Below are 21989 nucleotides of genomic sequence, written 5' to 3' on the forward strand. Positions count from 1 at the left end.
TCACGCCGGATTAACGTTCCGGATCAATAGGTTCCGTAGGACACTTCGACGATCACCGGCTTGCCTGTGTCTTGCGCCGGTTGCAGGGTGAAGCGGTCCAGCGCGCTGCTGTCATCGCCCAGCGGCGTGCTGCGGAACTGCAGACGGTAGGTCGCCCCCGCCTGCACGCTGCCATCGGGCAGCAGGCGTGCGTCGGCCGGAAGCAGCAAGCCGCCCAGATCGCTGTAGGCTTCGGGCGCGTCGCTGAAACCGTAGTCGACAAGCTCATCGGTACGACGCATTTCGTAGACCCGCGTCGGCCAGGGGCGGGCCGTGCTGCGGCCGTTGCGCAGGTCGGTCACCCACTGCTCTGGCAATTGATAGACCTTGCGCAGTGCGGTGTCATCCAGCTCGGCACTGGCCACCTGCAGGCAGCACACCAGCCGCTTGCTCTCGCGGTCATACACCGAGAAGCGCGCATCGCGTGCGACCGGCGTCGGCAGCAGTGCGAACGGGATGTCGCGCAAGGCGGGCTCGGCACCATCGCGGGAGTCCAGGTTGCGCCAGCCACCAAAGGCCGGTTCGGCGGCCTGTGCCAGCGGCGCCGCCAGGCACAGCGCCACCGCAAGCCCGCCGGCGGTGCGTCCGATCCACTTCTGCATGTCGTTCATCCGTCGATGGCCGGTGGCCAATCAGTTTCGTGAGGATGCCATGAAGGTGCGACGCCCGCCACGTCGGGAGGCCAGGCTCGTTCAGCCGGGCCCGGCGCTCGCGGGGGAACGCGGCCGCTACTGCATGTACTGCGTGGTGTGGCCGGTGAATCTGACACCATCGAATCCGAAGCAGAAGCGGCCCTCTTCGAATGCCCGGTAGACGAGCAGTGCGCCGTTCACGCAGAACGTGTCGCTCTCAGCGGATGTCTCCACCGTGCCATAGGTACGCGCGCCCTCCTTGCCCACCAATGGGCCCGAGAACGCATCGATAGGCAACGGATACACGGTGCCGTCGCGGCTGTCGATCAGCACGATGGAGCGCTGGAAGTACTCCTTGCGCTCGTCCAGCTGGGCCAGGATGTAATGCCGGTTGAAGTTCGGCACCTGGGTAAGGATGGCCTGGTCGATCTGCGCGCGATGCTGCGCATCACAGAAGTCCACCGGGCTGTATTCGTACGCGCAGCCGGAATGAGGTAAGAGCATCCTGACGCCGGCATATCGTGCGCTTCGCGCTGTAGATGCAGGCACTTCCTTCGTCTTGGTGGCCGCGCCCGTTGGCGGCACACCTGCAGCTGGGTTCTGCGATGAATTCGGCTTCCCGGTGCAAGCGGCGACCGAGAGAAGAAGGCCGAGCAGCAGCACAGGCTGCAGTCCACGCCAGACACGGGTGTTGATCTTCACCATTTCTCCGTTCCAGGCCTTCGACAAGAAGCGCGCGAACCACCGACGTAGCCTCAACCTTTGGCTTGTTCGGGCCATCGCCTGCCCATCTTGATCAGGCCCAATCGGGCGCACACATCAACTGCGACTTCTGCGCGTTGCCGACCTGGGGACCCAGCATCGGCCTTTCGCCGCGCCGGCTGCGCGCGTCATCGGGAAACTCAGACCCCAGCGCCATGCGGAGTCGCGCACGCGCCTGGTCCAGTGGCAGATCGATCATGATGCCGATGGGCGTGGGTGCGGTTCCCAGATGGGCAACGACCCTGTAGACCGGCAGGCCATGGAAATCGGCCTTGACGCAGAAGAGCGCCATCCCGAACTCCTCATCGCGTTCGCAGGGTTCGGGCGCGTGCAGGGCCAGGTAAGGATTCGCGGGCTGGCCTGATTCAGTGCTGAGATACCAGCCCTTCGGCTGGCAATCCAGCAATCCGTCGAAGAGCGTTTCAGAGCTGTCCGGATCACCCGGCAACGGCGGCTCCGCCTGCGCGGCATGGGCGTCTGCCTTTGCCTCGATGGAGGCCTGCGCACGGCCGGCGGTGTCTGCCTGCTCGACATCCTGTGAGGTGGTTTGCCGGCATGCCACCAGCGGCAGCACAAGGCTGGCCAGGAGCAGCTGACGCAGCGCAGCGGGGCGCTGACGATTCACTGACCCGCTCTGATGCATGGCTCCCAGCCTCCCAGAGGTGAAGCGCCCGATTGGCGCATAAGCGCAACGGGCATTCCAGACGCTGCATCGCCTCACCCGCCCATTGCCGAGCCCAGCTGCTGGAACGCGCCGCCGATGGTGGGGATGTTCGCTGGCGGCAGCGTAGCCGGATCCCGGCACTCCTGAGCCCTCCTGCCGGCCACACTGAAGACCTCGCGATAGCGGAGGTAGCCGTAGGTATTGACGGCAGGAATATTCAGCTCCGTCCACTTCCCGATGTAGAAGCCGGCCAGCGAGTCATGCATGTAGTTGTCAAACAGCACCGTACTCACATCGGGTACCGGCGCACCGTCCAGCACAAGGTTAAGCAGAGTGCTGGTCTCGGCCGGGATTTTTGCGTAGTCGTAAGCCGCCTGGGAGGCCCGTGGCGTAGGTTCAAATACCGGGCGCCCGATCTTGCGACCCGCCTCCATGCGCTTCTGGCTTTCGTCCAGCTGCCTGCGGTAGGCCGCCATCTCCTCCTTGCCCCTGCGCAGCTTTCCAACCAGATTTGCGAAATCGCGCTGCGCATTGGCCAGATCCACCTGATCCTCGGCATCGGACTGCTTGAAGAACGGCTGTTGCAGCACGCTCTGTGGACCATTCGGCAGCCGCTTGCCCTTCCAGGCAACGTACTGCCGGCAATGTCCTGCAATCTGCTGCGTGTGCGCGCCTCCGGGGACACCGTGACCGGTCAGCCAGGCGTTGTAATCGCGGATCAGCTGTGGGTGGCAGCCGAAATGCATGGCGAGCACTGGCTGCGCCCCCAGTTCCTCGATCGTTTTCATTATCACGCCTGCCTTGACGGCCTCATGATGCATGTCGATCAACGGAATCTGCGCAAGCTTGGCGGTACCGTTCGCGGCACCGGAAACGAAGTCCTTGCCCTGGCCGCCGGGCGAGTAGCCGCCACCGACATCCGAGTGCATGCCCGGGTAAAGCACCTCCTTCCCGCTGGTCGCCAGGTCCAGCGGGAAATTGATCCGCTGCTCGTGCAGGGCGGCGAAATGCACGCTCTGGCGCGCTTCGGGGTGAATGCTCATCATGTCACCGGCGGCCCAGTCCCACTTGCCCTTCGAGACGCGGCTCATCGCAGCAACGCCGACCGACGCAACGGTATCGAAGATGCCCATGAAGTTCAGGTAGAGCGGAATGCCGGCAATGTTGTAGCCGCAACCGCTGCCCCAGGCTTCTGCCGTCTCATACAGCCGGTGCACGAACGCCCGCGCCTGTGCCGCGCCACGCGAGAAGCCGAAGACGGAAACGTGCACCGACTTGACGCGGCGCTGGTGCCCCTTGACCACGCGCTCCAACCGCTGCGCGATCGCCGTGAGCATCGCGCGTCGCGTCATGCCTTCCAGCAGCCGCGTCTCGCTCATTGAGGCGACCAGTACTTTGGCTTCGTTGGGCTGGATCAGGTCACCACCGTTCAGGTACTGATGTACCGAATTGATGACCTGCAGGATGGCCCAGTGGATGCGATCCGCACCATAACGCGCGGCGCCGCCTCCCAGCGTGTCACCATCCTGGTTGGTATCGCCGACGTCGGCGAATGGCGTGCCGACGCCGGGAACGTAGATGCTGAAGAAGCCGTTGCCACGCTCCTTCAGGGCGGCGTCGTACAGGCGCGCCACATTGCTGTGACCGTTGCGGGCCAGCTGGGTCTTGGGGGAGCGCGTCTTGCCGGTTACAAAGGTCCCTTCCCACTCGCGGTTGTTGCCGGTGCCGTCGAAGTAGATGCCTACGTGCACCTGGCCCTGGCATTCGGAGCCCTTCTCGCGCATGCACGCCATGGCCCGCGCCCGCTGCTGCGCTTCGGCGCCGCTCAGCGCTCTGCGTCCATCTGCCGGCATTGGTTGCGCGCCGGTTGCCGTGCGTCCACTCATGTCCTTGTCTCCTGGATTCGCTGCTGGTCCCCGCCGGGATCGTTGTCCTTGTCACCCACGCCAAGCATTCGGATCGGATGCCCGGTGAGCGACCGGGCCCCGTGATCACTTTTCAAGCGGGCGCCGAAGGTGCTCCCAGACTGGATTCTCGCCCTCGCGCAAGGGCGCCTCGGGGCCGGTCAATGGATAGTCGGGATGACCGAGCACAAGATTGGTGACGAAGACCTTGATCTCGCCATTGCGCAGGAAATGGACGGCCAGGTTTCCGAGCTGGTTGTACTTCGGAATCGCAACGGTCTTCTTCTGGAACGTTTCGAGATCCGTGGTCCATTCGATCTCCACCTTCATGTCCGGCGTCCATCGATCAGGCAGCACGACGCAGCAGACAGTTCCGCCTTCCGAGTGGGAATCGGCCGACCCGCCACTGCCGCCATTCACGATGAACTGCGCAATGTAGGCATCCGTATGGTTGTAGCCGAGCACGGCCACCGGCGTGGAGGCCGTCCGTCCCTTGCAGGCCGCCAATGCCGGCAACAGGAGCAGCAACGCCAGGGCCGCCAGCAGATGGGTCCGCATCAAACGCATGATTCTTCCTTCACGTCCACGAGGGTGCAGGCTCGGCCTGCAAAGGCGAGGCGGTGTGGTCCCACAGCGGGACGCCCGTCGTCCAGACATCTTCCGGCAGCGCTGATGCCCAGTCCGCGAACGGCACCTCACAGCTCCCGGCAGGCTGCGCGAAACGCGCCTGCACGGCAGGATGGCCGCGGCACGCGCCGGAGGTGTACAACGCCAGCAACAGGTACTGCACGTGATCGTCCACCTGGTTCACACCGTGGGCGATCGTATCCTGCATAAGGTCGACGACGAACGGGTACAGCGATCGATACGGCACCCGCTTGATCTCATCGGGGATGACCCTGCGAAGCTGGGCAATGGCCACATCCGGCTCGCACGCGTCCAGCAGGCGCGTGTACTGGTCTTCGTCCAGGCGCAATGGCGGAAGCGCAGGCAGGCCGGCATCATCCATTCCGGCCAGCATCTCGGCCAGCGGCCATTCCTGCAGATCGCCGTAGCGATCGAAGTACTGCAGGCGCTGCACGCCCTCCAGCAGGGCGGCACGCTGCGCAGGCAACAACAGATCCAGCAGTGCAGGCAGGATACGGGTGTCGTACCAGCGCAACAGCATCTCGCGACCGCCCTTCTCGGGCACCTTCACCAGATGGAAAGCACGCAACCGCTTCGCGAGATCGTCCAGTTCCAGTGCACTCCACAGCAGGGTCACGCCCGGCCTTTGCGCTCCCATCTGCCGGATCTCCGCATCCAGCTGCGCGTGCAGGTCCCTGTCCGTCCAAGCCACCAGCAAGGGAGCAATATCCAGCAGGCCGGCCTCGGCCGTGCCTTCGAACAGCGAGCGGTAGCGCGCGCCAAGACGCTCCAGCCGCTCATGGAAGTGCGACCGCTGCGCGCTGTCGATCACGGCGTAACGATTCACACCAGCACTCCCGGCGTGCCCTGGCGCATGGCGTCGAGAATGCAGCTCTTACAGCTGCTGCGCGGGAACTGGGGAAGCGGATAGCCCTGCTGCGCCGGGCCGACGAATGACTTGCTGCCCGCATGCACCTTGATCGTGCCCGGACAGGCGATGGTGATGTTGCCACCGGCAATGGTCAGGCTGGCCCCCCCGGACGTCGCCACGTGGATCGTATTGGCCGCGGCGAGTTCCACCGGCGCCTGCGCGCTGGCCCCGCGCAGAGCGCCACGCGACTGCACGCGCACCCCATCCGCCTGGGACTGGATATCGAGCATTTCAGTGCCGGCCACGACGTCAAGCGCGGTGGGTGCGGCCGCTGCGCCCTCAACCACGGACGCAAGCACGCCGATCGCCTGCCCCGCATGCAGACGGGTCTGCCCCATGGTAACCGTGTCGCTATGACCGCCACTGGCCAACAGCAGGCCTTCACCGCTCCCCCAGTGCAATCCCTGGCCTGCCACCTGCACCAGTCCCTGCGGTGCGGCCAGTCCAAGCAGTGGATCACCCGAATGCGGCACGCGATCCTGCCCAGCATCCGACTTGCGCTTGGTCGCACCACTCTTGCCGATATCGAATCCATCACCGCCCGTGGTGGTGCGTACACTCGCCAGCAGCGCGGGAACCGGCGACTGATCGGGAACCAGCTCCGAGCGCTTTGGCGCGCGCGCGCCCTCCTGCATCGCCAACGGGCTGGTCAGGTGCGTACGCGCGGCCTGGGTGAAGCGTTCGCCCAATGCCTGCAACTGCGTGAGCAAGGCAGCGGGCTGCACTGCCTCGCCCGCAGGTGCCGTCGACCGATGCCCGTACGCCGTGAACCAGGCACCGGCCGTGGCGCGCACCGCGCCCCACGCGTCGCTGCGCAGTTCAAAACCGGTGCCACGCAGGCTGCCGACATAATTGTCTGCCTGGTGACGCAGGTGCCCCAGGGTCAGTTGTGACACCTGCTGGCTGCTGGCCAGCTGCGCGCGCAGTTGCTGGTTCGAGTCATCGAACAGCAGATGGTTGGCGCCCTGCCCGCCTTCCCACTCGCGCGAGCGGATACCCCACAGCGCACCGCCCTGCCGATGCGCCTGGTCCCCCATGCCGGCAGCATGCCAGGCCGGTGCCTGGCCGCCACTGAGGTTGGCCTGCGCGCTGCCGCGCATGTCTGCAGCCTGGCCATACAGCGATACGTCGCTCTGGCCGCTTCCGCCGGCGGGCGTCGGTGCCACGCCCGCCTCGCCACGTCCGTTGTACAGGGTGCCCAGCACCAGTGGCCGATCGATATCGCCGTCGAGGAAGCCCACCAGCACTTCCTGGCCGATGCGCGGCAGGAACTGGCTGCCCACGCCGGGTCCGGCATAGCGCTGTGCCACGCGCAACCATGCGCTGTCGTTGGCTCCGCCGCCCTCGCCTTCCTGGAAGTGGAAACGCACGCGCACGCGGCCATGGCTGTCTGCGTGCAGGTCCTTGCTGGCGCCTCCGTCGCCGGCAACCACGACAGCGGTCTGGTAACCCGGCACGGTCGGGCGCGGATTCAGCCGTGCGCCACTACCGTCCTGCAGCAGCGGGCGCCACGGCAGGGTGCGATCCACCGCGTCGAAACGGTTGCCATACCCGGTTGCTTCGGCCTGCTGCCAGAGCGCAGCGTCGGCCGGATCGATCGGCGCCACGCCCAGCGCGTCATCGAGGCTTCGTCGCAGATCGGTAGGGAGATTGTTGATGCCGGCATGTTCGACGGCCACCAGCAGCAGCTCAGGCGGTGTCGCACCGGGGGCCTGCTGCAGCCGCAGCCATTGTCCGGACTGGAAGCCGCGAACCGTACCCGACCCCTGCCAGCCACGGCTGTGGGATTCGCGCGCCTGCGCCTGCAGGCGGGCCTGGCGCGCACCGGCGGTACTGTCGCTGAAGGCGTAGGCACCTACTGCATCGTAGTCTTCGCGCGACGATTGGCCACCTCCGCCCTCCATCGGCGACTGTGCCACCAGTGCGCGTACCTGGCGGTAATCATCGCTCTGCAGGCTGATCGAAGTACTGGCCAGGCGCCGACGCAGGCCAATGGCCTGCACGCTGTCACTGGATTCGGTGGCGTCACTGCGATGGAACCGCACGCCTGCAGCCGCGCTGGTGGCATCTTCCGGCAGCGCGACGCTGTCGGCGAAGATCTCCATGCCATTGCCGCAGGGCGCTTCCTCATCGGCGTACAGACGCCAGCCCAGGCCTTCTTCGGCGAGCACGCGCTGCAGGAAATCCAGGTCACTCTCGCGGTACTGCACGCAGTAGCTGCGCACGCGCTGGCCAAGGAAGGCGTCGACGCCCTCGGCCCAGCGCCAGCGCGCGATGCCAGCGTGCCCTGCCAGTACGGCATCGACGATCGCACGCACGCTCTGTTCCTGGAACACGCGGCTGTGCCGCGCATGCTGCAGCCACCACGTCCACGACACCAGCTGCAGCCGGTAGCGCACCAGGCCACCGTCGCCGCCCAGGCAGGAAGCATCCGCAATCAGGCCGCTGCGCTGCCATTGACCACCATCGGCCATCTGCGCGACCAGTGTCGCACGCGTGCCCGGCAGGGCATCCAGCGCGATATCAGCGCGCGTGGCGAGTACATCGACATCGGTCCAGGCATGTTGGCCGAGCGCATCACCGCCGCGCCACCGCTCCACCGTGCACCCTTCCAGTGCATCGGACCGCAGTCGATACAGGCGTTGCGCGTCACCGAGCCCGGCAACCTGGGTCATCACGTAGTTCAGCTGATCCATGCCAATTCCAGTGTGAAGACGCCTGCACCTACCCGGCGGCGTCGGATTCCAGCCATCAAATCTACCAGATTGCGGTGTTCGTCAAAATCACGACGCCTCTACCGCCATGGAAGTGCGTTGTTCGTCACATAACTGACGGCATTCCGTATTCAGGCATGCCTGGACGGACCAATCCCGCGACCGCGTTCACATCGGCGGGCTAGAATCGCCCACAGTCCCCAACGAGACCCGCCATGCTGGATCAGGAAGCCCTGCTGGCCCCGATTTCGGAACACGCCCCGACCGGTGAAGACCTGTCGTTCTCGGCTGAATTCGATCGGATCATCGAAAACCGTCGTGCCGACGACCCGACCCTGGACCAGGGGGCGTGGCAGACCGACATCAAGTACGCTGACTGGAGCAGCGTGCTGCGTGATGCCACCGACCTGCTGCAGACCCGGACCAAGGACCTGCGGCTGGCAGGCTGGCTCAGCGAAGCCGCCACCCAGCTGGAAGGATTCCAGGGCCTCGCCGCTGGCTACCGGCTCACCGCCGGCCTGTGCGACCGCTACTGGGATGACGTGCATCCGCAGGCACCTGACGGCGATTTTGAAGAGCGCATCGGCAACCTGAGCTGGTTGCTGACCAACTCGCTGCAATGGCTGCGCTCCGTGCCGATTGCCGTCGCGCCGCAGGGGCGTTTCAGCCTCGCCGACTTCGAGCATGCCCATGCCCGTGCCAACAGCGGCGAAGAGGATGACGGCCGCCCTGGCCTGGACATTCTCACTGCCGCCCGCCGCGATACCCAGCACGGGTTCTACCGGCAGCTGGCCGACGACCTGCCCGACTGCAGCCAGGCCCTGGCCGAACTGCAGGCCGCGGTCGACAACCGCCTGGGGCTGGATGGCCCAAGCTTCAGCGCGGTGCGTGAGCAGCTTGAACACCTGCAGCGCACCGTGCTGCGCTTCGCACGCGAAGCCGGGGTGTTGCTCGATGGCGAAACCGAAGCCTCCTCCGACGATTTTGAAGATGCATCGTTCGGCCATGAGGCGCCGGCGTCCGAAGCGGCCCCGGTGACAGCACCGCGTGGCCCTGCGGGTGCACCCGGCTCGCGCAAGGAAGCGCTGCAGCAGCTGCGCCAGGTCGCTGAGTTCTTCCGTCGAACCGAACCGCACAGCCCCGTGGCCTATCTCGCCGAGAAGGCCGCACGCTGGGGCGAGATGCCGCTGCATGTCTGGCTCAAGCGCGTCATCAAGGACCACGGCACGCTGGAACAGATGGAAGAGATGCTGGACGTCAATCCAGAAGATTGATCTGCCTGCGGATCACGCTCGTGCGGGGATCGGGTCTGGCCCGATCCCCGTCATGTTTACTGGATCTTGAACTCGATGCGCCGATTGCGTGCGCGGCCATCGTTGCTGGTGTTGTCCGCCACCGGCTCGTCCGGCCCCTTGCCGACGACATCCATGTGGCTGCCGGGAATGCCCTTGGACACCATGTAGTTCTTCACCGACAGCGCACGCGCATGGCTGAGCGCCAGGTTCGATTCGCGCTGCCCGACATTGTCGGTATGGCCGATGATCAGGAAACGGCTGTCCGGCATCTGCGCCATCTTGGCGACCATCTCGTCGAGGATGCTCATGCCGAACGGGGTCAGACGCGCACTGCCACTCTGGAATTCGATGATCCGGTTGGCCAGCGTCTGGTCCAGCACGTTCTGCTGCGAGCCGACCTTCAGCGCGTTGGTCACGGTGTAGCTGGTATTGCTGGCCAGACTCAGGTCGCTGGCCACCTGCTGCCGCAGCGCTTCGTTGCCAACCTCACCGGTGATCCGCACTGCCTGTCCGTTCACTTCCAGCTTGCCGGGCGACACCCGCTTCAAGCCGGGATTGATCATGCCCGCCACGTAATCGCCCCAGTTCGGTGGGGTCGCGATCGTTTCGACCTGGATGCGGTCGACCACGCGCTCGGCGCCATACACGGCACGCAGATTGTTCAGCAGCTTGGCCTTGGTCGCCTGGTCAGGCACCACGCCTTCGATCACCACCGGTCGTTCGGTGGCAGCCTGTGCCGCAGCAGGCGCGTTCTGCGCGGCCAGCGGCACGGCTGCGAGCAGCAGCGGCAACGCAAGGGAGAGAGGGTTGCACAAGCGCATCATCAGGTTCCCAGGAAAGTCTCGCCGAACAGCTTGCGTGCGGTGGCCAGGGCCAGATCGTCACGGTCGAGGAAGCTGCCGAAGCGGTTGAGGTTGTAATCGCCGCGCAGATAGTCGTCCACCCATTCCGAATGCTGGATCCGGATCAGGAAGTCGCCGGCTTCCGCCGGGTCCAGCACCGCACGCAGCACCTGGCGGTCGGCGCCGTTGAAACCGACGATCATGCTCGGCGCAGCGTCGTTGCGGATCAGCACCGCCAGTTCGAAATCGCCGCGGGAGACGAAGCTGGACAGCAGATCCAGCCAGAATGCCGCCACCAGTGGGCGATAGGCCGGGTCACGGACCAGCGGAAACACCAGCGCCTTGTCGATGTTGACATCGCCCCCGCTGAGCACCGGCTGCAGCAGCAGGCCCAGTGCCGGCAGCACCTGTCGCAGCGCCACCTCGCCGTGACCGGAATCACGCAGGCGCGACTCGAGGTCTGCCACGGAGGTGCTCTCCAGGAAGTCCTGGAAGCTGCCGTTGTAGTCACCGGGATCGGTGCTGATGCTGAAACGTGCGTCCGCCAGCTGCGCCAGCGCCTGCGCCGCGTCGCTTTCCTGGTAGGCCTGGCGTGCCAGGCGGGCCAGTCCGGACCAGGCGTTGGACATCGCCAGCGGGCTGCGGCCGATGAACGGCAACGGTTCCGGCGCATCCAGGCGCAGCGCGGACAGCAGCGGGAAGCGGCGTTCGGAGGAATCGCGGCTGGCCAGGAAGTGCCCGCACAGCACCATCTTGCTGCGAGAACCCAGGAACGCGTAGTGAATCTCCGGTGCCTCGTCGTAGCGCTGCTTCCAGTCCGGGCTCTGGCTCAGCAGTTCCAGGCTCTCGCCCGCCCACCGGTCCAGCCAGCCCAGCAGCTGGTGATTGTCGGCCGCACGGACGAAATCACCGCGCGATGGCACCTTGCCGAAGTAGGAAACTCCGGCACTGACGACGCGGCTCATTGCGCACCTCCCGTGGTCTGTGCCGCAGCAGGCGCGGTGGCCGCCGGCGCGGGCGCGGCAGGGGTACCACCGGCCACCCGCTCGGGAAGCTGCAGGCCACGCTGCCAGTCACCGCCGCCCTCGCTGCCGCTGCCGGCCCGGCGGACGATGCGCATTTCCACCGTCACGGCCACACCATTGCCGTTCCAGGTGATACGGCTGGAATCATCCAGGCGCTCGTATTCGCCTTCGGCCATCAGGCGGTTGAAGCCGTTCGCGCCCGGTGCACTGAATACCTCCACGGTACGACCATCGCCGGTCACCGCCGTGATCTTCACGCCCGGCACCTGACCCGCGTTCGGGTACTGCATGGTGGTCCACTGCGGCGGGGTATTGCGATAACGAAGCACCTGGCCATCGATCTCGATGCTGTACTCCAGCGCGCCGGCAGCCGGCGACGGCAGGATCTCGAAGATCGTGGTGTCCTGCGCCGCGCCGGCGGCAGAGCCGCTCACCCAGTTGCCATAGTTGGCAACCAGCTCAGCCGACAGGTTCACACCCTGCCCTGCCCAGCGGCGGGTCTCCAGCAGCGGGCCGCGCTGGATCACCAGCGTGCCGAGCGCGTCCTTGTTGAAGGCGGCAATGCTGCCACTGGCACCGAAGATGCCGGCGATGTCGCTCGGTGCGGCATCCACATCCGAGTTGAGGTTGAACGGGTACTGCTGTCCGATGCGTGCCTTGAACGGGTCGTAGACCTGCGCCTTCCAGGTCTTGTTGACCTCTTCCTCGGTCGGCGGGATCAGGGCGCTGAAGGTCTGGGTCAACGGGCGCAGCAGCAGCGGGCGCAGGGCTTCACGCTGCTTCTCGTCCAGCCCGGTCAGTACCTGCTCGTCGACCAGCGCCAGGCCCGCGCTCAGTTCGGAGCCTTCATTGCTGAAGGTGTCCTGCATCAGCTTGCGGGTGCCCACGCCGATTTCGCCCTGGCTCTTGATGGCATTCAGGCGCGCACGCAGTTTGCCCAGTGTCTCGAAGTAGGCCGTGATCACTGCCGGCTGATCGCCACGCTCACTGGTGAGCCGCGCGATGCCTTCGAACGCCTTGCCGATCGGACCCACCGGCTGCGCGGCGGCCGTCGCTGCCGGGTCCTTGCGCAGGATGGTGCGCTGGAACCAGGCCACGAAACCCTTGCGCGCCTTGCTCGAACGCGCCTGCGCCGGCGGGTTGTCCCATACCGTCTCCTCGTTGATGCGCTCCAGCAGAACACGGAGCGGCGAGTTGCCGGGATCACCCAGCTTGTTGATGCGGGCCACCGCCTCGTCGAACGTACTGAACTCGGCCACGCTCAGGCCCTGCACGAACTTGCTCCACTCGCGCGCGTAGTCGTTCTTGTACAGGGTCACCAGCTCGCGCGAGACATGCTCGGGGCTGCCGGCCAGCGACAGATCGCTCTGCTCGGTGGTACCCAGCACCCAGTCGGTGGTGCTCAGCTGGGTATTGGCTGCTTCCTTGATCGCATCCTTTACGTACTCTTCCCACGCCTTGCGCGAGAACGCACCGGAAATCGCATAGCTGCCGTTGATCAGGCGCCCGTTGCGCTCCACACCCACCAGGCTGTCGACGGTGGTGGTTCCAAAGCGGGCGCCGGCACGTGCCTTGATCTGCGCGTACACGCGCTCCATCGCCGGCTGCCCCTTCATCACCTGCCCCAGCGCCTGACGCGTGTCGGACACCAGCGTGACCTTGTTCTGTATCTGCGGCCAGCTGGGCTGGCCCGCCTGCGCTACGTAGAAGGTCATCAGCTTCTCGGCCGCGCGCACCATCTCCTCACGGCTCATCTGGCCGCGGTTGGCCTCCAGCCAGGTGCGCCAGAACAGCGTCAGCTGCTGCGACAGGTGAGCACCTTCGACGTACTTCGGGTTACCCAGCATCAGGTAGGTCTTCAGTGCGTTGTACGCATCGTTGGTACTGGTCGGCGATGCGTTCTGATACAGCACCTCGCTCTCGGCGGCAGCGCTGCTGCCCTGCCCAAGCTTGTCGCGCTCGGCGACCACCTGGCCGAGATAGTTCTCCAGATTGGAGACGGTCGGCGCCAGCATCACCTGCTGCATGCCGTGGTTGTACTCACGCAGCAGCTTCTCGCGGATCGCGGTGCCCTGGTACAGGCCCAGATGGGTGGTGATGCCGCCCTCCTTGCCATAACGGTCCAGCTGCTCCATGCGATCCTGCAGCAGAAGCAAGGCGTCGATGCGCGACTTCAGGTCCATGCGGTCCTTCTGCACGCGCACGGCCTGATCCAGGTCCTTGGTGGCATTGGCCACCAGCTGGGCATTGGTGGTGTACGACCAGGTCCACAGGCCCAGCGCCAGCGCCAGCACACCCACTGCGCCCAGGAACACGCCATAGCGCAGCCGGTTCTGGTGCGGGCTGGAATACTGCCGGACCAGTTCCTTGTCGGCGAAGATCACCTTGCGGAACAGGTCCTTGAGGAAGAACGCGGTATGGCCGGTCGGCGCCTCATCGACATTGGACCCGCGCTCCAGGTTGAACTGGCGGCCGACGCGTTCGGACGCGTGATGCACCGAACGGCCTTCCTGCAGTGCGCTGGAGAAGTAGAAGCCACGGAACACCGGCTTGAACTGGTAGGGGTTGTCCTCGAACAGCGTAGCGATGAAGGTGCGCAGCGCCGGCTTGATGCCGACGAACTCCAGCGGCAACGACAGCAGCCCAGGCGAGACTTCACGGCCACGCTGCATCGCCATGTGGGTCAGGCTCATTTCCTTGATGCCTTCGGCCAGCTCGTCGAAATGGCTGTCGAATGCCGCCAGCGCGTCGCCCTGCTGATGCACGTCGAACGGCAGCGTCGCACCCCACACATGCTCGCGCTCGCCGGGATCGAGGTTGCGGAAGAACTCGCTGAAACCGGCGATGAGGTCGGCCTTGGTGAACAGCACGTACACCGGCGCGAACACTTCCAGCCGCTCGGTGATTTCCTGCACGCGCTGGCGCAGGTTCTTGGCCAGCTCGATCGCGAACTCCGGCTTGCTGCCGGACAGCTCGGCCAGGCTGGCGGCGATGATCACGCCGTTGATCGGTGCGCGCGGGCGGTTCTTCTTCAGCAGGCCGAGGAAGGTCAGCCACTCCATGCGGTCCTCGACGCTGACCGAGTAACGGCCAGCGGTGTCGAGCACGATACCGTTGGTGGTGAAGTACCAGTCGCAGTTGCGGGTACCACCGATGCCCTGCACGACGTTGCCGCGGTTGTCCTCGAACGGGAACTGCAGGCCGGAATTGAGGATGGCCGTACTCTTGCCCGCAGCCGGATTGCCGATGATCACGTACCACGGCAGCTCGTACAGCGCGGCGTTGCCCTTCAGCACGCCCATCCGCGAGGACTTGATCTGCTTGACCGCGTCCATCATGCGCGTGCGCAGCGCCTCGGTATCGGCACGCTGGGCGGGTTGAGCGGTGGCTACCGCCTTGTCCGCCTCATCCTTGACCATCGCCTCCACGCGCTTGGCCGCGCGACGGGCCAGGATCCGCTTCACGATCCAGACCAGCAGCGCCAGTACCAGCAGGCCGGCCAGCACGATGGCCACCCAGATGCCGATCTGCCTTGCTTCGGCCTCACCGTAGTGGGCCAGCGCAGCGGCACCGACCAGGCCGAGCACCATCCAGAGACGGTAGTCGCGCAGGTAGTAGCTGAAATTGCTCAAACTCATGCAGGGATCCAGGAAGTCAGGGGGCCGACGGCGCATCGGCCGCCTGCGTCGGGGAAGGAAGAGGGTCGACCAGGCCGAACAGTCGCTGATGGTTGTCGGCCACGCCGAGCAACAGCACCGGCTCGGCCTGGCGGTCAAGCTGTGCGCGGGCCAGTGCCAGCTGCGCCAACGGCAGCACCGGGCCCAGTTCGCCTGCGCTGATCGCTAGCGCCAGGCTCTGCGGACTGAAGTCCAGGTCGGGAGCCAGCGACGCCGTGATGGCGGCGGCATCGACCATCAGATCGCCCCGGTGATCGGCATCATGCAGCACGAACTGGGCCTGTGCTCCCTCCAGGCCCAGCGTCTGCTGCCACTGCGCAGCGAGCGTCGCCAGCTGACGGCGCTGTTCGGCCGGCCGGGTCGCCTCGATCTGCTCGGCGCGTACCAGTTGCGGGCGCCACAGCCGCGCGTCGCCTTCATGGGCAACGCCCCGGCTCGCCAGCAGGACGCCGGCGGCACCCTCGCCCGGTATGCGGCCATCCGGATTCTGTGCGGTTGCCAGCACACCGGAGGACTGCCATGAGGAAACGATGGCGGCATCGATCGAAGAAGACGCGGACACCAGCAGGTGCCAGCGTGGCTCGCCCTGATCCAGTGCGTCGATCACCCGTTGCAGGTGCGGCCACACCTCGCGTGCGCCGTCCAGCGAGGTGACCCGGACATCGAAGCGGCGCGCATCGATGCCTGCCATCCGCGCCTGCTCCAGCAGCCATGTCTGCACCCAGGGGCGCAGCGCATCGGACCAGCTGCCCGGCACCAGCAGCTCGACGCTCAGTACGTTCTCCACGCGCTGTTCGTCGCGACGCCGCAGACCGGCCACCACCACTTCCTCGGAAGCCATGATTTCCGGCAGCGCCGCGGATGCTGCCTCCAGCAGTTCCTCCAGCACCGGCTGCAGCAGGGCAAGCGCACGCCGTTCGTGGGCTGCGGTGTCGATGCCGTCCTGACGGGCCTGCAGCACCAGGAACTCATCGAGGTCCTGCGCCGCGCTCATGCGCACCGGCAGGTTGTAGTTGTCGCGGAAGCGGCCATCGAGCGTCGGACGCGGCGGCGCAGCGGCAGCAGCCAGCCATGATTGGGCATCCAGATCCACACCCAGCCTGAGGCCACCGGCAATCAACGCCACCGATGGCGGCACCATCACCTTCGTCGCGACGGCTTCGCCTTTGCCCTTGGTCGGCTCCCCATCGTTGGCCGCAGCCTTGTCCAGCGCCGCATCGACGCCACGGCGCGCGGCGCCACGCAGCATGAAGCCGGCACCGCTCAGGCCGACGGGCAGCAGGCCCAGGTAGGCCAGCATCTGCATGCCGGTCGGTACCGTGCCGCTGTTGCGCCAGTAGAGAATCGTCGCGCCCCAGGTGGCGACGAAGATCATCACCACCGAAGCTGCTTTGCCCAGCCATCCTGCCATCAGTTGCCCTGCTCCATGCGCTGCTCCTGTCGACCGCGCAGGTCAACGCAGACCGGTCATGGCCTGTGAAGCGACCAGCGTCGCTCCACACGCGGTGCGGTCGCCGTCGCGCGCCACCGGCTGACCGTCGATGAGCACTGTCGCGTCGCCACTGACAATCGTGGTCGCGCCATGCACGGCGCACAACGCACGATCACCGACGCGCGCCACCGGCCTGCCATTGATGTCGGTCTGTCCGGTGCCCGCCACCACGGTCCCTCCGTGGCTGAGCGGGTCACCGACGACGATAAACGGTCGTGCCATCCATCATGCTCCTTGATCCATGTGTGACCCGGCGTTCCATCGCCCCCCGGTTCCCCCGACGACGCAGGCCATCGGCGTAACCATACCAGTACCGCCGTGCGGTTATCACCCTTGACGGGACAGTTCCTCGCGCTTTGCCACCCGGGCGGCGCGGCAGCGGTCCGTCATTTCCACGTGAACATAGTCCTTGATGCTCCGCCAGTTTCCGCCCCAGTCCAGGCCCGCCTGTTCAGCCAGCTCGCCGTACAGGAAGTACCCACGCCGGGTCCACGGATCTTCCATGTCCCATTGCAGCTTGCCATCGCGGATCGGTGCGCTGTCCACGCCCAGCCCATACTGGTGGCAGCTCTGCCAGGCACCGGCCCGCGTCGCCTTGCCACCGGCCATCAGTTCGGCCTGCCGCTGCGGACTGCGATAGCCTTCGATCAGCACCATTTCGTAACCGTACTGGCGTCGCATGACCTCATAGATGGCCAGCACGCGCTGCTGCAGATCGGGATCGATCTGATCCCATTTGCGATCAGCCGTGACGATTTCAGGCCGCAAACGACGCACTTCGGCAGTGGTGAACACCTCCGGCGGCGGCGGCGGCGGCGGCGTCAGCCGCTCCCCGCGTAGCAGCTGGGCGACCATCGAACTCGATTCCGCCAGATCATCGCCCCTGAAATCCTCCAGCACCACGGTCTGCCGCGTGACGAATATCACAGTTGGAGGAATCAGCAGCAACGCTACGGCGACAACCAGAATGAGCCAATGACGCCGCAGCGCCCCGTGCACGGCTCCGACCTCTTCACGAACCCCACTGCGCACGCGGGTGGCGCCGTGACCGACCCTGTCACCCACCTGCCCCGCCCGACGACGGAATCCGCCCAGACGCTTCGCGATCGTCTGACGCAGCGATTCGACCGTCTCGGGGAACAACAGTACCCAGCACACGCCGGCCACCAACAGTACGACGGCAATGGCAGCAACCACGATTGGCAACACCGGTCCTCCCTGACACGCGATCTGGTTGACGCCCCAACCGCTTTCACTAAGAATGCGCAAATTCGCTTCGGCAGTTGCCGACTCAAACCAAGGGCTGGATGCACTTGAATAATGGCGGAATCAATCGGCCAAGTCTGCTCTCAGGGGGAGCGCAGGCAAAGGGCCAGGCCCCGAATTCGGGCCGTATTCTGGCAGACATGGAGGGCCGGCAGGCAACCGCGTCGCCACGTGCCGCACGCGCGCCGTCCAGCGGCAAACGCCGTACGGTCCTGTGGCTGGCATTGGCCAGTGCCGTGGTCGTCATCGCCGGGCTGACCGCCTGGGGTCTGTCCGGTAACAATGACTACAGCGACCCGTCCGAGTATTCACTGACACCCGACACCGGCCATGTGACCGGGCACCCGGACGCCCCGTCGGTGGCACCGGGTGAAGGTGCCGCGATGATCGTCGATGCACCCGCTTCTCCGACTGAGCCGGCGCTGCCGGCCACCACCGGGAGCCCACCCGCTCCTGCCGCTGACGCGGCAACCGCTGCTGCGGGCGCTGCCGCAGCCACCGGCACCGCTGCAACGACGCGGGCACGGGGCGTCCAGCCGGGTGAACGCAGCAGTCGCGCCGCCGGTACCGCAGGCAAGGGCGATGAAAATCTGCTCGGCACCCTGCTCGGCATCATCAAGGAAGAGGACAAGGCCAAGGCAAAAGCCAAGGCCCAGCCTCAGAGCATGGATGATCTGATTGCCCAGATCGAAGCAGACCAGCGCAAACGCGCCGAAGACGAGCGCGCCGCGTTCGAGCGCGTGGCCAGCAAGAAGTCCGCCTCGACCGAATCCAACATCCAGGCGCAGCTGCGCAGCTGCCCCAGCCCCACGTCACTGAAAGGCGTGGACTGCCGGCGCAGGATCTGTGCGGCGGTGAGCGGCAAGGATCCGGCCTGCCCGGCGATGTGATCCTCAGCCCTGCCTGCTGACGCGGGCAGGGGCCTGCCGCACGGGCCCGCTCAGAGCGGACGCCGATCGGGCTCGAACTGCGCCATCACCTCGGGTTCCACGAGCCGAAGAGGATCGTTGGCATCGATTGCGCACTCGTCTTCCACCCACTGTGGCCACACGGGCGCGCGGCAGGATCGAAGGACCAGCCATCTGCACAACACCAAGGGCAGCAGCAAGGGCATCAGGATGAAGCGCGCGCCCAGCAGGCTGGGACCGAGACTGGCCACCACGAACAGGTAGCAGTTGCGCCATGACGGCGTCACGGACAGATTCATCTGGCGACCCTCGATGGTATCGACCACCTCTGCCGGCCCCTGCTCCATGTAGCGGCGAATGAACTCCCAGATGCCGCGGATCTTCTGTTCGTCGTCGAAGTAATGGCCCACCGCGAAGGTCCGTTTGATCACCCGATCCTCAAGGATGCTGCAGCGCAGGTCGCGCAGGAAGGCCTGGCTGGTCCCCTGCCCGATGTAGAACACGGCCTCTTCCCATGGGACGGATACAGCGCCCTCTTCCCCACCCGTGAAGAAATAGACCGTCCGGTTGCGCCGGTTGAACCGTGTCGGATACCAGACATAGGTGAAGAACTCGTAGCGCAGCGTCGTGTGCCAGAACAGCACCGGGGCACCGACCACGCACACGCCGACCATGGCGTACATCACCCAGTCCCAGAAGTCGCCTTCCAGGTTCGGGATCACCAGCGTGAAAAGCAGGAAGAAACCGAACAGGAACAGGGCCAGTGTCCCCAGCAGGACCATGGTGGTCGAGACCATTCCGCGCAGGCGGAACCTTCGGTCGATCAGATCGATGTAGGTCGAGTTGAAATGAACCAACGACGCACGTTCGTCAGGTGCAACCTCCTCGGCGACCCGAGGATCGAAACGCGAGGCGCTCTCCTGCGCCGAGAGAAAGCGATCCGTCGGGAAACTGCGCATCCAGCCGCTGTACATCCGTGATCCTCGCTCACTCGTCTGAGCGAGAATGCCACGCCATGCATCCAACGCCCACTTCACGCATTCAACGAGGTTGCCTGCAGCTGCTGACGAATCACATCGTTACGGGCCTTGGCTGCCGTGATCGAGTCCTTCCAGAAGCGCTCCATTTCATCGGCACGACCTTCCACGCGATTTACGCGTCCGTATACGACGGGTGCACGGAGCGGAGCTGCGCCCGAGTCGTCAGATACCTCGCGCCTGATCACCCCCACTGGCCAGACTGGCCTGCGGCACAATTTCATTGTCAGGAAACGGAATAGCGCCCAAGGCAATGTCACGGGCAGCGCTATCCACATCAGTCCCGCGCCAGCGGAAGACACATGGATGATGAATGCATTTCGCAACGTTGGCGCCACCGATGTGTACAGCTGAAGCGGAGGAAACGGAAGTGCAGAGCGGCCATCCTCCATGAAGCGCCTGATCATTTCCCAATGTGCGAGCGTGATGCCAGGATTGGACCCGCTATCCGAACCAACTGCAAAGGTATGGACGACCTGATCTCCCTTCATGACCAATCCACGCAGGTCATACGTGGCACCTTCATCCGGCCCAAGAGGCTTGTCCCTCCCAATGACGAAATTGACACTTGACCATGGCACTGAAATTACGCCCCTTCGCCCCCCTGCGAAGATGTGGACTTTCCTCTCACGCCTATCGAATCGGATGGGGTAGTACTGATATCTGAATATATCTCTACCAAGAAGCATCCGGTAGGTGAAGGCAGCGAAACCGAGCATGAGGACAGAGAGGACGCCGACCGTAATCGTCATCTCAGAACTAATGGACTTTCCCTCGGCGTGCATCGCGAGAGTTGCATACACAAATGCCAGAACGAAAACCAATACAAGACCGAGGATCACGCACCCCCACATCGCGCCCCAGCCACGATAGAGGAAATGGCGGTCGACGTACTCAATGTAGTCGTCATCAAGGTACACGATCCCCTGATCAAGTGGCGTGACGCCTGACGAATCGAATTTTCGAACATCTGCACCTTTCTCATATCCGGAAAGGGGGCGGTTGTTGCAATACCTCTGGCCAAGCCAACCCGCAAATTGACTCATCGGCAGCCCTAACTCCATCAATTCTGGGTCATATTAAGTCGGTACAGCACGGTTATCAACCAAGCGAACGTTCGATCAAATAGACGATGTATATGCCGGACGCGATACCAACCACGGTGCAAATCAACGGCCATGTTCTGTCCAGGAAGCCAAGCGGCGCATTGTCCCGCCAATCGAGCTGGAAACGATCCGCCTCATCAATCACACATGTAGCTTCTACTTCTGAAGGCCATTGCGGAACGCGACTTGTGGTCATGGCGAGCCAGCGGCCCAAGGAAATGAAACTGAAAGGCAATGAGGCTAGAAGGTGCAACCAAGGCCAGTGAATGAAATTGGCGAAGGTGCGGGCGACGCCAAAAACAAACCCCTCCTTTCGATCATGGATCGGCATGCAGAGCGGGATCTCTTTGCAAAGCCGTTCGATCACATCGTCCTCGCCCTCCATGTACAGGCGCAAGAACTCCCACATTCCCAGCAGGTCCTGAAGCCCTCCCATGTACTCATAGCCCAAGGAGTAGGTCTGCAGAACTGTCTTCCCATCATCAGACAAGAAGTGAACACGAATGTCGTTGGTTCTTCCGATGGGCGGCGTTGTTGACTCGCCGACGAAGAAGAACAGTCGATCCCAGTCACCGGACGCGACCGTGCCATCCTGTCGAAAAAAATGAACCTTCCGATTGACTCTATCCAAGCGGATCGGGTAGTGCGTCCACCTGAAGCATTCACTCCTGAACAACCAGACAATACCGGCAAGAATAAATACCGACACGGGAACGATAAAGGCCCAGAAGCACCACAGAATCCAGCGCTCATCCTCTTTGAAGGGCTCCTCCATGATGATGACGTGAATCAGGAGATAGGCCGAGGTTGGGATGAATACAAGCGCCCCAAGAAGCGAGAGCCAAACATTGAAGCCTTTGACTGGATACCAGCGATCCACGACCTCCATGAAAGCGGAGTTGAATCTGATGACGGACAAGCCGCTCCTCGCCTGAACACCCGCAGACCTGGAGACATCCAGCTGTGCCCGCCTTTCATCATCAGTCAAAGGCCGATTTACTGCGAATCGGAGGCTTCCTGAATTGATGCCTGCGTAATCCAATTGCACTCCATCAGATGGCGTATGCG

The 21989-nt window shown here is 64.6% G+C and carries 18 protein-coding genes; 2 read left to right on the forward strand and 16 right to left on the reverse strand.

Annotated features, from left to right (window positions below; genetic code table 11):
- Positions 1–23: 23 nt before the first annotated feature.
- The 7 genes from N7367_RS01970 to N7367_RS02000 all read right to left on the reverse strand — a co-directional run bounded on the left by N7367_RS01970 (position 24) and on the right by N7367_RS02000 (position 8255).
- Positions 24–641 (reverse strand): hypothetical protein, encoded by a 618-nt coding sequence (locus tag N7367_RS01970; RefSeq protein ID WP_053518402.1) that lies wholly within the window; start codon positions 639–641, stop codon positions 24–26.
- Between the two features lie 126 nt (positions 642–767).
- A complete protein-coding gene (locus N7367_RS01975) occupies positions 768–1376 on the reverse strand; it encodes a hypothetical protein (RefSeq protein ID WP_319637169.1) in 609 nt (202 codons plus the stop codon).
- Positions 1377–1467: 91 nt separating this feature from the next.
- Positions 1468–2007, reverse strand: a complete 540-nt coding sequence (locus N7367_RS01980) for a hypothetical protein (RefSeq protein ID WP_279941624.1) — start codon at positions 2005–2007, stop codon at positions 1468–1470.
- 143 nt (positions 2008–2150) lie between these two features.
- Positions 2151–3983 carry a DUF2235 domain-containing protein gene (locus tag N7367_RS01985; protein ID WP_229765839.1) on the reverse strand — a complete coding sequence of 611 codons (1833 nt, stop codon included), beginning with the start codon at positions 3981–3983 and terminating at the stop codon, positions 2151–2153.
- A 105-nt stretch (positions 3984–4088) separates the two neighbouring features.
- Positions 4089–4559 (reverse strand): DUF3304 domain-containing protein, encoded by a 471-nt coding sequence (locus N7367_RS01990; protein WP_279941625.1) that lies wholly within the window; start codon positions 4557–4559, stop codon positions 4089–4091.
- A gap of 19 nt (positions 4560–4578) precedes the next feature.
- A complete protein-coding gene (locus N7367_RS01995) occupies positions 4579–5475 on the reverse strand; it encodes a DUF4123 domain-containing protein (RefSeq protein WP_053518389.1) in 897 nt (298 codons plus the stop codon).
- Complete coding sequence (locus N7367_RS02000; RefSeq protein ID WP_279941626.1) at positions 5472–8255, reverse strand: type VI secretion system Vgr family protein; 2784 nt, start codon at positions 8253–8255, stop codon at positions 5472–5474. The genes N7367_RS01995 and N7367_RS02000 overlap by 4 nt, the downstream gene beginning before the upstream one ends.
- Before the next feature lie 233 nt (positions 8256–8488).
- Between N7367_RS02000 and tssA the strand changes: the two genes are divergently transcribed.
- Positions 8489–9547 (forward strand): type VI secretion system protein TssA, encoded by a 1059-nt coding sequence (tssA, locus tag N7367_RS02005; protein ID WP_074899139.1) that lies wholly within the window; start codon positions 8489–8491, stop codon positions 9545–9547.
- 56 nt (positions 9548–9603) lie between these two features.
- Here tssA and N7367_RS02010 read toward each other — a convergent pair whose 3' ends face one another.
- From N7367_RS02010 to N7367_RS02035, 6 genes are all read right to left on the reverse strand, one after another.
- Entirely contained in the window at positions 9604–10389 is a 786-nt protein-coding gene (locus N7367_RS02010) for an OmpA family protein (protein ID WP_111185953.1), read from the reverse strand.
- Positions 10390–10391: 2 nt separating this feature from the next.
- The gene (gene tagF, locus N7367_RS02015; RefSeq protein ID WP_053518394.1) at positions 10392–11375 is read right to left on the reverse strand and encodes a type VI secretion system-associated protein TagF; all 984 of its coding nucleotides are present in this window, start codon (positions 11373–11375) and stop codon (positions 10392–10394) included.
- Positions 11372–15073 carry a type VI secretion system membrane subunit TssM gene (gene tssM / locus N7367_RS02020; RefSeq protein WP_053518395.1) on the reverse strand — a complete coding sequence of 1234 codons (3702 nt, stop codon included), beginning with the start codon at positions 15071–15073 and terminating at the stop codon, positions 11372–11374. The genes tagF and tssM overlap by 4 nt, the downstream gene beginning before the upstream one ends.
- A gap of 16 nt (positions 15074–15089) precedes the next feature.
- Positions 15090–16523, reverse strand: coding sequence for a hypothetical protein (locus tag N7367_RS02025; RefSeq protein WP_279941627.1), 1434 nt, complete (start codon positions 16521–16523; stop codon positions 15090–15092).
- Positions 16524–16565: 42 nt separating this feature from the next.
- Entirely contained in the window at positions 16566–16826 is a 261-nt protein-coding gene (locus tag N7367_RS02030) for a PAAR domain-containing protein (RefSeq protein WP_053518398.1), read from the reverse strand.
- Positions 16827–16931: 105 nt separating this feature from the next.
- Positions 16932–17801, reverse strand: coding sequence for a M15 family metallopeptidase (locus N7367_RS02035; RefSeq protein ID WP_279941628.1), 870 nt, complete (start codon positions 17799–17801; stop codon positions 16932–16934).
- Positions 17802–18010: 209 nt separating this feature from the next.
- Here N7367_RS02035 and N7367_RS02040 point away from each other — a divergent pair, with 209 nt between their 5' ends.
- The gene (locus N7367_RS02040) at positions 18011–18760 is read left to right on the forward strand and encodes a hypothetical protein (RefSeq protein WP_279941629.1); all 750 of its coding nucleotides are present in this window, start codon (positions 18011–18013) and stop codon (positions 18758–18760) included.
- A 50-nt stretch (positions 18761–18810) separates the two neighbouring features.
- On the opposite strand, the gene N7367_RS02045 is transcribed toward N7367_RS02040, so the two are convergent.
- From N7367_RS02045 to N7367_RS02055, 3 genes are read right to left on the reverse strand one after another with little or no spacing between them, the layout of a single operon-like run.
- Entirely contained in the window at positions 18811–19752 is a 942-nt protein-coding gene (locus tag N7367_RS02045) for a DUF6708 domain-containing protein (protein ID WP_279941630.1), read from the reverse strand.
- Positions 19753–19811: 59 nt separating this feature from the next.
- On the reverse strand, positions 19812–20861 hold the full coding sequence (locus tag N7367_RS02050) for a DUF6708 domain-containing protein (protein WP_279941631.1): 1050 nt from the start codon (positions 20859–20861) through the stop codon (positions 19812–19814).
- A gap of 55 nt (positions 20862–20916) precedes the next feature.
- On the reverse strand, positions 20917–21801 hold the full coding sequence (locus N7367_RS02055; protein ID WP_197601140.1) for a DUF6708 domain-containing protein: 885 nt from the start codon (positions 21799–21801) through the stop codon (positions 20917–20919).
- Between the last annotated feature and the right edge of the window lie 188 nt (positions 21802–21989).

The sequence above is a fragment of the Stenotrophomonas sp. GD04145 genome (assembly GCF_029835135.1).
In the GTDB taxonomy this organism is placed as follows: Bacteria; Pseudomonadota; Gammaproteobacteria; order Xanthomonadales; family Xanthomonadaceae; genus Stenotrophomonas; species Stenotrophomonas maltophilia_P.